Below are 13038 nucleotides of genomic sequence, written 5' to 3' on the forward strand. Positions count from 1 at the left end.
TTCTAAATTTTTGAATCTGAAGTTTCAGCTTCGATCAAATGAGACAATGCGTAGAGCATCCAAGCCTGAGACCAGCGTATGTAAGGAATTTTATTCGTGTACCATCGTGTCTTCTGATAATAAAAAAAACCTTCCTTATCCTGCATGTTTTCAATAGCCCAGTGTGCAATTTTATGGGCCATATCCATTCTTTGTAGATCTAGCGATGCAAGTTTACAGCAAGTAACAACTCCTTGTGCAGAACAATGAATATCAATCGGATACATGGAATTATTGTAATATTTGGGACAGCCGTTATCTAGCCAAAATGTATTAAGATAATATAAATAACCATTATTAAGTTGATTAGTCCATTCTTTAGATTTTACATAATCCATCCATTCTTTAAGAGCAACTAAATTGAAACCAGTATGAAAATTATCGATAAACTGATGATGATTGCGTTCACCGTATGGCCAAGAATAATCATCTTTCTGTGATTTAACAGAATACTCTATAGCTTTGTAAGAGGCTTCAAGTAGCACGCTTTCGCCTGTAATGGAAAATACGCGACCCAACAACGCGCATCCTAGCATATTTGCATTGTGCACTCGTGTTGTTTCATCTGGGATATAGCCGAAACAGAAGTCGGGCTCCAAGGTCAGGTGCTCAAGAATGAACGAACACGCGCCCCGCGCAGGAGCTAGCCATTTATCATCACCAGTCTTCTGGAAATAATCCAGAAAAGCATGCGCGACGAATACCGTTGTGACCATGTTCGGTTTTCCTTTCGGCACAAAAAAGGCCCTAGCCTGCCAATCAAAATTGTAACCCCAACTCATACCTAGAAACCCGGATGATTTCTGCGTCAGCAAATTAATCAGTAGATTTTCGGCATCTGAGGACCTTCCGAGACGCAGCAATCCCGAGGCAAAAAGCCCCAACCCTTTTGGGTTGTATTCTTTGGGCACTAGTGTCGGAACTCGAAAATTTAGAGGGGATTTCTTGAAAAACTGAATCCAAGCCAGGCGGCAATAACGGGACCTCGCCAAAGGAGTTAGTTGGAAAAGCTGTGAGTTGAGACCATCGAACAAATCCCATCCGCAAAAATCTTCCTCCAGAACCCAGTCTAGAACCCTGTCGCAACTTTGTGCAATAATTTGATTGCTAGACATTTATTTTAACCTGACTGCATGACCAGTACGGATTGATTCCTCTATGGCAAAGCATGTTTCAGATCCTGCAAGAATATCTTCCAAGGCAATAGGGGTTGGTAGCCCCTTTTGAATAGCTTCGATAAAAAGGCGAACTTCTTGGGTTTGGCCTTTATCCTGTACAAGAAGTTTCTTTTTTTCAGGCTTCCCCTTTCCAAAAATGATCGCTTCACGATAATCGTTCATTGTAGCGCTCAAACCATGCGCATGCACTTCAAAATATTCCTTGGGAAAAGACTTGGAGCCGTTCGCAAAGTATTGAATTGTTCCTACTGATCCATTCACAAAACTCAAAGAAACCGTCAAAGTATCATTTAAGCCGAGGGCATCTGGTACGGCATGAGCGCAAACACTGTTTGGCAACGAACCATTCATAAAAATGAGATAGTCTACGAAGTGGCAGACTTCTCCATGAATCCGTCCACCCCCAATCTCACGGTCTTGTATCCATGAGTCAACAGGGATTGAGCCTGCATTCACGCGATACATCATCGCCATAGGGCCAACCCCGATTTTAGATTTAATAAACTCAGTTAGTGGAGAAAATCGGCGATTGAACCCCACCATAACATGAGTGTGTTTCTTGCCTTCGGCTAAGGATCGTATTTGTTCAAGTTCATCCCTTTGCAGACACAAGGGTTTTTCGACAAAAACATGTTGATCATTGCTCAGTGCTTTAATGACAAATTCGCCGTGTGTATTATGTCTTGTGGCTATGAACAATGTTTGAATATTTTGACAGCCAAAAATATCATTCTCTGAAGTCGAACAAAACTCAAACCCAAAACGATCGGCAACAGTCCTGGCACTGGCTGAAGTAGATGTCATTACACCACGCATCGCCGTACCGGATTTAGGAATATTGGGGAGCAGAAAACTCTGTGCGTAAGATCCAGCGCCTATGAAGCCTATGCCCATGACACCAGAAATCTTCTTTGGTTCACGCACAAAGACCGCTGATTGCAATGTTTGTTGGCTTTGATCGTATCGTATTAAAATACCGACGAAAGGTTCACTTTTATCAACAATCATATCGTACGCTTTAGTGCTTTCTTCGAGTGCAAAAATATGTGTGGTTAAATAAGATACGTCAATTTTTCCAGATGCAATAAGTTGTTGAAAAGCGAGCATATTTTTATTTTCAGTCCAGCGGACATACGCTGGAGGGTAGTCAATGCCCTTTTCCTCGTAGGCTGGATCATAACGCCCTGGACCATAAGAACAGGACATCTTGAGAGTTAACTCTTTTCTGTAATAATGAGGCTCACGATCAAACCCTGTCGGGACATCTCCAAGCACAACAACAGTCCCTTTTTTTCTACAAATTGAGCCAGCAAAATTAATTGGGTCAAGGGATGATGTCCCTGCGGCGATAATGACTGCGTCACAACCAAGCTGACAAGTATAATCTGAAATAATATGTTCAATACCCGCAGTATCACGTAACATAGCAAAATCAGCGCATTTTTCATTAGCCAAGGTAACCATATCAGATGAAACATCAATGCCTACAACTCTAACCCCGGACGCTCTTAACAAAAGACAAGCGATCTGACCGAGAAGTCCCAAACCAATGACAGCGCAAGTCTCACCAAGTCTGAGGTCAGCCAAGCGTACAGACTGCAAAGCAATAGACCCAAGAGTATTGTAAGCAGCTGATTGCATGAAAGAATCTTCAGTAAGTTTGTTATTAAAAATCTTAGGCAATTTCACGACTAAATTTCTTGGAGCAGAAACAACTTCTGCATGATAAGCATAATTATTACCTGCACACGCAACCAAGTCTCCAACAGAAATATCGTTAATTCGCTCACCGACAGCCAAAACAACACCGGCACAAGAATAGCCTAGCGGTGAATAAGCTTCGAGTTTTTTTATAACAGCCCGATAAGTTTGAATTGGACCTTGAGTTTTTAATGTATTGAGTACTTGATTTACCTGTTGCGGCCTAGATTTAGCTTTTTCTAAAATATTAGAGCGCGCTGCTTTGGCTGTATTCCCTTCAGTGCCAGCACTAACTAATGAATAATAATTTTTAATGAGTATTGTTGTAGAACCAACTTGCGGCAACGGCGCATCAAGAATTTGCATAAATCCATTTTTTAATTTTTGAGTAAGTTGCTTCATGTTTTTTAAATATAGTTAAACGTTTTGAACACTCAAATTGATATTAAATCATTTTAATAAATAAATTAATTAATATTTAAAATCAAATCAATAGTATTAACTAAGTTATTTTCAAAAATATCAATAGTATAAAAATTATTAAAATGTTTTATAGCGTTATCACCCATTTTATAACGTATTTCAGGAAAATCACATAAATAACAAATTTTATCTGCGATTTCTTCAGAAGTACAATTATCTACGATAAATCCTGTTTCAGAATTAATTACAAATTCAGATATTGCTCCTTCAGAAGTTGTTATAACTGGCAAACCAAATGACATAGCTTCTAAAATAACCAAAGGCCATACTTCTCTTTCATATTGTGAAGGAAAAACAAAAATATCTGATTTAAAAAATAAATTATTTTTTTCGTTATCGTATTTAGGACCAACATATGATACATAAGAATTTAAATTATAAGAACCAATTAGATTAATAAACATACTCGCAGTAATTTCTTTTGTTTCATTTCCAGCAAAAATAGCATTAAACTTATATCCGCGTTTCATAACAATTCGTAATGATTCAAGCAAAAGCAACGGTCCCTTTGAAGGTATTAAATTTGAAAGATACAATATCGTGACATGTGAATTGTTACGACATCTATTATTTAATGCAGCATCACAACTTGAAACACCATTCGGAACGTAATGCATTTGATTAGTTGATACAACATTTTCAATATCTGAATACATAATCGGTGACAAATGAATTACTTCAGAGTTGTTAAAAAACCATTTGTATATTATAAATTTAAAATAATTTTTTGTTTCTTTTATAATACCTTTTCCGTGCAAATGATAGATAATTTTAACTTTAAAAAATTTAATAACAAAAGCAAAAAAACAATCTCTGTAAAAAGCATAACCAGCTACAGCCGGAACAAAATAAACTGCATTTGGCTTATTTAAAATTACAATTTTTATAAGTTGAAATAAATAAATAAACATTAATTTTAATTTGCGTAATGAAAAAACTTTTAAATTTTTATTGCAATAAGAATATTGCATTTGAATAGTTAAAACATGAAATTTACAGTGCAGCATAGATGAATTTAAAACGCACTGATTCATAAAGTTAGATCCATGCATCGGAGGAGGAACGGATATTAAAAGCAAAATTGTTTTTTTCATCAGATCACTCTTTAAAAACACTAATAAAATTACTTACCATGTTCTTAATATTAACTTCATTTATTATTAATTGACGACATTCTCTTTTCATTTTTCCAATTAATTGTGGATTACAATACGCGTTTAATATCCAATCAGCCATATCGTCTAAATTTTTAGCCATGTATCCATTTTTATTATTTTCAAGATAGGATATTTCAGGACTATGCCCTTTCCCTTCAAGTGCTAGAAAGGGAATTCCGTAAATAAAACTATGTACAATTGCTAATCCTACAGTTCCAGTATAAACTGTAAAATCCGTAATAAGCATATACTTAGCTAATTCATTAGGATCTTGAATTGTTCCAGTAAAAAATACACAATCTGTTAAGTTCATTTCTTTAGCACAATTTTCAAGATAAAGTCTTCTATCTCCATCACCAATGATATAGAGTCGCAAATTAGGAATCTTATATTTTAAAATGTTAACTAATTGTAGTAACTTATGAACTTTCTTTGACTCAACAAGTCTACCTACAAATGTTAGGGTCAAAGATGAATTATTATTTTTACTTTTACTATTAACAATATCAGAGTGATCAGAATTCTTTAATGTATTCATAAAACTTTCATATAGTGGCTGTTCATTTAATGCATTATTAAGAACCACTATCTTATTACGATCAACACCCCAAGCAATCAACTCGTCATTTTTATATTTAGTGTACAATAAAACAGCGTAACATTGTTTCATAAGCAATGTTTTTATTATACGATCAATATAAAATCTAAATCCACTATTTATGATATGAACATTATAACCATGTGTCCACCACACTAATTTTGTTTTAGTAAATAACGATAAAAACCAAATGATATAATTTGATAAAATTTTTAATTCCAAACCTAACACAACATATTTTGGTTTTTCTTTTAAAAATTTATAGGCTATAGGTTGATAATATCCAAATGGTGTGTTAATTATTTTTACTAAAATATTGCAAAAATCAAATTTTGTATTTGTAACTAAACTATCAGATTGAAGTATAGACGAATGTATTATAACAACATTTTTTAAAATTGTATTTAATAACACAAAAAAATCTTCTCTATAATGTGGAATTTTTTTTTGAACAATCCATATCATCGATTAAACCTCAGCAGATTTTTTTACTTTAAAAACTAGCAGAGTCCATATGCTTAAGGCAATAAAAAGATCACATATTAGAGTAGACAAAATTGCTCCTTTCCACGAGTACAACGGAATTAATACAAAATTCAAAATTACATTGATTGCAGTAGAAATAACAACGACGCTTAAGCGATGATTTTGCATATTTAGCGCTGTAAGAGCGTCACCACCAAAATATTGAAATATCTTAATAACTGGCAAAAACGACAATAGCCGCATTGCAGTTACAGAAGAAGCATATTTATCTCCTAAAATAAAAGGGACAACAGGAGCGAAAAATAGTATACTAATCGAAATAATTAATCCAAATGGCAAAGCAACTATTGACAATTTAAATGCATAATCAAAAACAGCTTTTATGCTAACTGTACTTTTTTCAAAAAAAATTGCATATGTTGATATTAGCAAAGACAATATCGGTGTAAATGATATGTTAATTAATTTATACGCTGCACCGTATATACCAACAGCAGATTGTCCAACTATTGAAGACAACATAACTTTATCTATATCATTTGAAGCATATACTGCTGAACTTGTCGCAGCAAAACTTAAACCTGAAAATATATTTTTAAAATAATATAAATTTAATATTGGAAGTCCATTACATTTTATTGCAAATATCGTCACAAACAAAGCACCAAAAAAAGATGCAATCAAATTAAATATAGCCCAAGCCTCCGCAGTTAAAGTTGAACTATAATATAAAAAAACAATAACGCTTATTAACCGACAAAAGCTTAATAATATTTTACAAAAACCCATATAATTAATTTTTTGCATTGCTTGAAAAGCATAGCTGTGAATATTGACTATTTGAGCAAATAAACAATCTGAAATAGCAATGAATAATAATAATTTTATATCAATGTTATTTTCAAAAAAATATTTTCCAATTATAACTATTAAAAAAATGACGACTAAACACAATAAAAATAAAGACAGTAATGCGCTTCCCCAGTAAATGTTAAATTTATTACGATTAAGTGAAATATCTCTTATCATGAGACGTTCACTACCGAATGCAGAAAATACCATAAAAAAAGAAACTAATGCTAAAACAGATAAATAAGATCCATAACCTTCAGGAGATAAGGATCGCGCTATAATTATGAAATATACAGCTTGCATAACCATCATAGCAAGCTGTGAACCTTGAGCATAAATAGTGTTAAAAATCACGATTCGAGACATATTGATTATTTATACTCTTTATAACGATAAGGAAAAATTACACTCAACTGGCCTAAATTTGAAGATATCTTCATTAGCCACCACACAAATTTGTGCCGGCCAAAAGGCAATGAAAGCAAAGTTCCTAACATTGCAATAGTCAACAATATCGTTCTATAAAGCAAATGCTGTATTACAATAGGACGAAATACAGAAACTTGCTTTTTATCTGCATCTCCTTGACCACCTCGAAAAGACCTAGCAAGTAGCCATTTTATATTAAGGCGACTTCCATCGACATTTTCGAAGACATGCGCATCCTTGGCCCAATATATAGCGCCACCATCATTTATAATCTTTTTAAATAAATCAGAGTCTTCACCGCCTGTTAGTCCAAACCTTTCATCAAATTCAAACTTATTAAACCACTTTCGTTTCACTAATGCGTTTCCAGTTCTTCCCTGATGCACACGTGAATAGTTCTCATAATTAGGCCTGTCAAAAAAACGTCCCTTAATAATCCAGTCCGGGGTTAATGCAGGATATACTGAAATTACTGGCCCCATTACAGCGTCAGCTTTAGTTTTTACAATAGCATGATAAAGGTTTTTAAGCCATTTAGGACACGCATATTCATCGTCATCTATAAATGCTACATATTCTCCTTCAGCGTATCGCAATGCTCTATTTCGAGCTAAAGAGATATTTTTTATGGGCTCGATATCATATAAAATATTAACCTTTTTAGAATTATTATTAAATAACAAAACTGTGCTTCTTGACGATCCAGAACAATCATTGTCAATAACTATCAAATTATATTTCACACCGTCGATATATTGCTGAGCGATCAAACTTGATAACAAATTATTTAATAAATCAAATCTTTTGTAAGTGCAGATGCAAACGCTTATTTGAATCACTTATACCTTTCTCTTTTTATAATTCCATATTCATGGGATGAAAAAACAAACAATAAAGTAAACACAAACCATAAATAATTAACACTATGAATAATTGAAGCTTCAGAAAAATTATGAATTAATAAAGTAACAGCAAATGCAATGTTACTAAATTTTGTAGATGAATTTAAAACCATGCTTCTTTTAATAAAAATAATTATCATATATGCAAATATTCCAAACCCAATCAATCCGCCTGCTACGAACAGATCGATATATCCATTGTGAAATTGTCCATAACCGATTTTAAATTGAGTCGACATTACAGATCGTTGTGAATCAAAACTCCAGCCAAGAACAAGTCTCTCTCTAACCGCTTCGATTCCGATTTCCCACAAACTTATCCTACCAGTAAGATTTGGATCACGCCCAAAAAAATCAAATAAAAAAGTCATGGTAAATATTTTTGGATCTAACATATATGCAAGTAAAATCGTTATAATTATTGTGCAGCACATACTAAAAAATATTAACATTCTTATCGATGTCGATTTATGCATAAAATTCTTAATTATGGCTGCAAATGTCAAAAATACAGCACAGAACATAGATGTTACGCTATTAGTTTTTATAAGTATATAACATGCAATAATAATAACTAAATATTTCAATATTTTTATTCTAAAATTATCATCACGAAATTGTGATATACAAGCCCACAGACTAACCCAGCAAAATGATCCAAGCGTATTAGGATGAGCGAATAGTCCTTGCCACCGTCCTGATTCGATAATTCCACGAGATGGATACATATATATAAATGCAATATTTAAAATTAGCACAACTAGCGAATATACAAGTATAGTTTTTAATAACTGAGATTGTTGATTAAGCACATTTAATGTAATAATACATATTAAAAACATACCGCTAAAATGAACTAATTCTATAAAAACATTATTAGGATAATATGACCAAAAGGATGAGATAAATATATACATTATTAATATTAAATATATAATAAAACTACTTAGAACTTTCTTAATAGTTTCAATATATGTTGACAAAAAAAACAGAGAAAGTGTATATGCCGGAGAAAGTAATAACACCCTTGTTATATCTGAAGAATACTCTTGCTTAAAATAAAAAAATTGTGCGAAGCCTGAATAATAACATAAAACAAGCATCAAAGGTAAAATTTTAAAATTGCTAACCATAGTATTCATTAATAAACTTTATAAAATTTTAAAATTTGAACAGTGTGCTTGTCTTTGTGCATATATATATAAAAAGATGAACTATGATTATCATAAACTACTTTTAAATATTTTCCACCATATCCAGTATATATATTTTTCACTTGAAAACTTGAATAAAACATATCTATATAAATTCGTGGACCACTTGCAAAATAAAACTTATTTCCATATTTATCTGATAAAATTATATTTGCACCTGAAGGTGTTTTATATTTTTTAGATTTATTAATATTTATTACTTCACGTGTTTCATTTACTGGACAATTTATGACCCAAACATTATTATTTTTATCTACAGTTATAGATGAAGGAGCATAATATTTTCTCTCACTTGAATCTATAAAATTTTTATAATTGAAAGATATTGGCAATTTTGTTTCGTTAGTTAATTTAAGATAACTTGGATTTGAGCAATCAGGACCTGCTCCTCCTTCTCGCCATAACCAAGAGGCATGAATATTATTAGCAGAGTCAAAGGCTAGTTGAATTAAATACGGCTCATGGCTATCTGAATACAAAAAGGGATCGCTAACGGGAACATCTGCCTTATTTGTTAATACAACATCCTCATCGGATATTCTTACAGGACCACCGATTGCCATCCATTTTTTTTTCTTTGAATCATACTTTGCAACGCCACCAGCAGAGGCTCTGTCATCCCATTTTCGAGATGGTTTAAGTTTATAACGATACGTAATATATAGGCCCCTAAATTTATCATTAAAAAATGCAGGATAAGTTATTTGGTTTCCAGGTATTACACCTTCTCCAATGGTCTGAAAGTTTGTCTTATTTTCTTTTTTGACTTTTTTGATATCTTCTATAGAAATTTTTTGTCCTTTAAATTCAAATTCTGAAATATCTTCTGGATTTTTTGAAATCACATATTGCCAAGGCATATTATGCATATTGTACGCTATATGTATATATCCTTCCTCATCTATACCTATTGATGGCTGCGTGTGCCACCTATCTTCTATTGTATTTGAATCAATTATTTTTTTATCGATTATATTATTTTGCAAATTAATTTTATAAACTACTGTCAGTAAATTATATTCATTAAAATCAGTTTTATTTTTCGGGCTTTCTACTGTTACAAAATACACATTATTTTTAAATACTACTATTGGAGTATTAAATACTGCAGCATTTGTAGGATGTACATCTATATTATCAATAATTACATCCATTTTATATTTATTATATAAAGCAGGACAAATATTACTATTTGCTAATTCAAATATAGCAATTATAAAAAAAATCAAAACAAATCGCATACTCTATCCCTTGGACAGGCCTAGATCTCTGGAGCGAACAACATGTGCGTTGCGCCTAAGTCTTTGTGACCAATAACTACTTATTTTTCTTATTTTTTTCTCAATAAAAGCTTTTTTTCGGCCTTAAAATGAGGTCATCAACCTAAATTCAGCTAATATTTATATCCAAAAACCAAATATCATTGAATAAAACTTATGTTGCGAACCTTTGCATGCCTGGGTTGCCTGGGTCTCGGTTGCCTGGGTCTCTGAGACCAAGGGCTATGCCTGGGTCTCTGAGACCAAGAAACCACCAATGCTGAAACTGCCTGGGTCTCTGAGACCAAAAACATCCCAATTTTATTCACTTTTTTCTCAAAAAAGGCCCTTTTTTCGACCTTAGAATGAGGTCACCAACCCAAAATCAGCCAATTTTTATGTCTATCAATCTAAAATTATTGGCAAAAACTCGCGTTGCGAACCCTCAGAATCCCCATTCCACGATCTGGCCTGGGTCTCTGAGACCAATAACCCACCAATTTCGGCTTTGCCTGGGTCTCTGAGACCAAGAACTCCCAATTTCGGCTTTGCCTGGGTCTCTGAGACCAAGAACTCTGCTGCCTGGGTCTGCCTGGGTCTCTGAGACCAAGAACTTACTAACATCATTCACTTTTTATTCAAAAAAGGCCCTTTTTTCGACCTTAGAATGAGATCCTTTATTGGTGATTAGTGGCTGCTGCCTGGGTCTCTGAGACCAATAACACCCCAACTTCCTTCACCTTTTTCTCAAAAAAGGCCTTTTTTTCGACCTTAGAATGAGGTCATCGACCAAAAATCAACCAATTTTTATATCTAACAACTCAATATTACTAAACAAAACTCGCGTTGCAAACCCTCAGAATCCCCACTCCACCATGTTCCCACAATCCATCTGCGGTCCGTACGGGGCTGGTTGCTCGCCGAGCATGTCGCCTATGTCCTTCACAATGGGCGCGTATCCGCTCTGCCTGCGCACATGATCCACAAACTTCACGCTCCCAACGGCCAGATCCGCTGTCCACACATCGTCCCGGCACAGATGCCCGCGCCTGACCACGTTCTCCACCCATCCTGCGTAATGTTCCGGAAATAACGGATCATCCGGCATACCCGCCAGCCTGGACAGTTCGGACAGGTTCACGGTCTTGTAACGCTGTTTGGGCTTCACGATCTCGTGATACCCGCCATGCTTCCATTCGCAAGGATGCCTGACCACTCCCGCCCGCAGCATGTTGGTATCGATATACAGCGAACACCGAACCAGATGCTCCCCGCTCTCCACTGCCGTGGCATGGTAGCGCCGCTCCCAGAAGCTTCCCTTGCGGCCTGTCTTCTTGTTGTAGGCGGCGGCCACCTTGGAACCCAGATCGCGCATCATCTCGGGAATCGCGTTCTTGTCTGTGGGGCTGACCACCAGCAGGTGAGCGTGGTTGGATGTCACGGTGAAATTCAGCACCGGAACCCGATAGCGGGCCTGATTTTCAAAGAGCGCGTCAGTAAGCAGTTTGCGATACAATACCTGACTTAAGAGAAAGTCCCGGTTGTGGCAGCGCGCAGTCAAATGCCATACATAACCAGGTTCAAAAAACCTTTGCGGGTAACCCATAAAGACCAGTCCGGCGTTGCTGGTAGCTTCCATGGCCCCAGACCGGCGATTCGCCGATCAGGACCGGGCATCATCCAAGGCTTGCGAGTTATGCATTCCAAGTATCGCAGGAACGGCAAAGCTCATGTGCACAACCTGGATGGACCGCTACCAGCGCAGAAATTCCATGCCAATTGGACCTGTTACCCATCTTTTACTGCATAAGTCTCTGAAACAAAGAACAGTTGATCAAAAAAAGGCAACAGGATCAGGACCTGACTACTGCCAGCGCCCTGCCCTGAAAGCGGCCACACACCTTTTCCGGATTCTCACGCCAAGACGCGCAAATAATACAAGTCCCGTGCCAGCAAGACTTTTCTCCCAACCAGCGGGAAACCCTCGCCAGGCGGGGATTTGGCTTGTTTTTCAGGTGGATTGAAAGGCGGGGATCTTGTCTGATTTTGTTGGACTGACCTGTCTTCGCAATAGAGGACACGTTCATTGCCCTTCACAGCTCCAAACGCACTCAGTCTGACCGAACTGGACATGCCGGATGGCGCAGGCTGACCCGTCAATACGGATACGCTTCAAACTCACATCGAAAAGACGGATAGCTGTACACCGCAACTACCCATCATATAACTCATCAAGATTTCATCAGTATTTTCGCATCAACGATGAAGTAAAACAACGCAAAGACCTCATAATTGTAAGCGCAGAAAATCCTTACTGAACAGCAATAAATCAACTTCGTAACAATAATTATCGCTACGCAGAAATCATTATTTACTGTATGTGTCTTAGAAAAATAGAATGTTTTTATTCGAACAAATCAGGCAGGATGACTGAAATAATCAAGAGTTGGTCTGAATGATCTCAAACTACTTCTGGGCGTAAAGACACTGAATCACATCGTGCGCATCGGCGCTCGACAGTTCACGAAAAGACTTGTCCTCCATGCAAATGTCCGTATGGGCAAACGCGACAGATCCCGTTGCCGCACAAGGCGGGGACTGCAGAGCCTGTTTGATCTTCACGATCTTCAATTCCTGACTCTTCTTGCTCACATAATCGGCCTGACCTGCCGGTTTTTTTATTTTGCCTGCTAGCCACATCCTTGAAAAATGCCTGGCGTTGCGTTGCCCCCCTTCAATC

Annotated in this window: 10 protein-coding genes; all 10 read right to left on the reverse strand. The window is 35.9% G+C overall.

Annotated elements, in window-relative coordinates; genetic code table 11:
• Positions 1-2 precede the first annotated feature (2 nt).
• The 10 genes from CVU60_03250 to CVU60_03295 all read right to left on the reverse strand — a co-directional run bounded on the left by CVU60_03250 (position 3) and on the right by CVU60_03295 (position 12998).
• Positions 3-1154 (reverse strand): hypothetical protein, encoded by a 1152-nt coding sequence (locus CVU60_03250; GenBank protein ID PKN43386.1) that lies wholly within the window; start codon positions 1152-1154, stop codon positions 3-5.
• Complete coding sequence (locus CVU60_03255; protein ID PKN43387.1) at positions 1155-3320, reverse strand: oxidoreductase; 2166 nt, start codon at positions 3318-3320, stop codon at positions 1155-1157.
• 65 nt (positions 3321-3385) lie between these two features.
• Positions 3386-4495 carry a hypothetical protein gene (locus tag CVU60_03260; protein PKN43388.1) on the reverse strand — a complete coding sequence of 370 codons (1110 nt, stop codon included), beginning with the start codon at positions 4493-4495 and terminating at the stop codon, positions 3386-3388.
• Between the two features lie 4 nt (positions 4496-4499).
• The gene (locus CVU60_03265) at positions 4500-5621 is read right to left on the reverse strand and encodes a hypothetical protein (GenBank protein PKN43389.1); all 1122 of its coding nucleotides are present in this window, start codon (positions 5619-5621) and stop codon (positions 4500-4502) included.
• 3 nt (positions 5622-5624) lie between these two features.
• Positions 5625-6860, reverse strand: a complete 1236-nt coding sequence (locus CVU60_03270; protein PKN43390.1) for a hypothetical protein — start codon at positions 6858-6860, stop codon at positions 5625-5627.
• Between the two features lie 5 nt (positions 6861-6865).
• Positions 6866-7762, reverse strand: coding sequence for a hypothetical protein (locus CVU60_03275; protein PKN43391.1), 897 nt, complete (start codon positions 7760-7762; stop codon positions 6866-6868).
• Positions 7759-8967, reverse strand: coding sequence for a hypothetical protein (locus CVU60_03280; GenBank protein PKN43392.1), 1209 nt, complete (start codon positions 8965-8967; stop codon positions 7759-7761). Before CVU60_03280 ends, CVU60_03275 begins: the two co-directional genes overlap by 4 nt.
• Positions 8967-10280 (reverse strand): hypothetical protein, encoded by a 1314-nt coding sequence (locus CVU60_03285; GenBank protein PKN43393.1) that lies wholly within the window; start codon positions 10278-10280, stop codon positions 8967-8969. Before CVU60_03285 ends, CVU60_03280 begins: the two co-directional genes overlap by 1 nt.
• A gap of 874 nt (positions 10281-11154) precedes the next feature.
• Complete coding sequence (locus CVU60_03290) at positions 11155-11937, reverse strand: transposase (GenBank protein PKN43394.1); 783 nt, start codon at positions 11935-11937, stop codon at positions 11155-11157.
• Positions 11938-12764: 827 nt separating this feature from the next.
• Complete coding sequence (locus tag CVU60_03295) at positions 12765-12998, reverse strand: hypothetical protein (protein PKN43395.1); 234 nt, start codon at positions 12996-12998, stop codon at positions 12765-12767.
• Between the last annotated feature and the right edge of the window lie 40 nt (positions 12999-13038).

The organism is Deltaproteobacteria bacterium HGW-Deltaproteobacteria-18 (assembly GCA_002841885.1).
Taxonomy (GTDB): domain Bacteria; phylum Desulfobacterota; class Desulfovibrionia; order Desulfovibrionales; family Desulfomicrobiaceae; genus Desulfomicrobium.

What these genes read in the sequence shown, in the direction of transcription:
- CVU60_03250 (PKN43386.1), bottom strand. Translation starts at nt 1,154, where the DNA reads ATGTCTAGCAATCAAATTATTGCACAAAGTTGCGACAGGGTTCTAGAC.
- CVU60_03255 (PKN43387.1), bottom strand. Translation starts at nt 3,320, where the DNA reads ATGAAGCAACTTACTCAAAAATTAAAAAATGGATTTATGCAAATTCTT.
- CVU60_03260 (PKN43388.1), bottom strand. Translation starts at nt 4,495, where the DNA reads ATGAAAAAAACAATTTTGCTTTTAATATCCGTTCCTCCTCCGATGCAT.
- CVU60_03265 (PKN43389.1), bottom strand. Translation starts at nt 5,621, where the DNA reads ATGATATGGATTGTTCAAAAAAAAATTCCACATTATAGAGAAGATTTT.
- CVU60_03270 (PKN43390.1), bottom strand. Translation starts at nt 6,860, where the DNA reads ATGTCTCGAATCGTGATTTTTAACACTATTTATGCTCAAGGTTCACAG.
- CVU60_03280 (PKN43392.1), bottom strand. Translation starts at nt 8,967, where the DNA reads ATGAATACTATGGTTAGCAATTTTAAAATTTTACCTTTGATGCTTGTT.
- CVU60_03285 (PKN43393.1), bottom strand. Translation starts at nt 10,280, where the DNA reads ATGCGATTTGTTTTGATTTTTTTTATAATTGCTATATTTGAATTAGCA.
- CVU60_03290 (PKN43394.1), bottom strand. Translation starts at nt 11,937, where the DNA reads ATGGAAGCTACCAGCAACGCCGGACTGGTCTTTATGGGTTACCCGCAA.
- CVU60_03295 (PKN43395.1), bottom strand. Translation starts at nt 12,998, where the DNA reads ATGTGGCTAGCAGGCAAAATAAAAAAACCGGCAGGTCAGGCCGATTAT.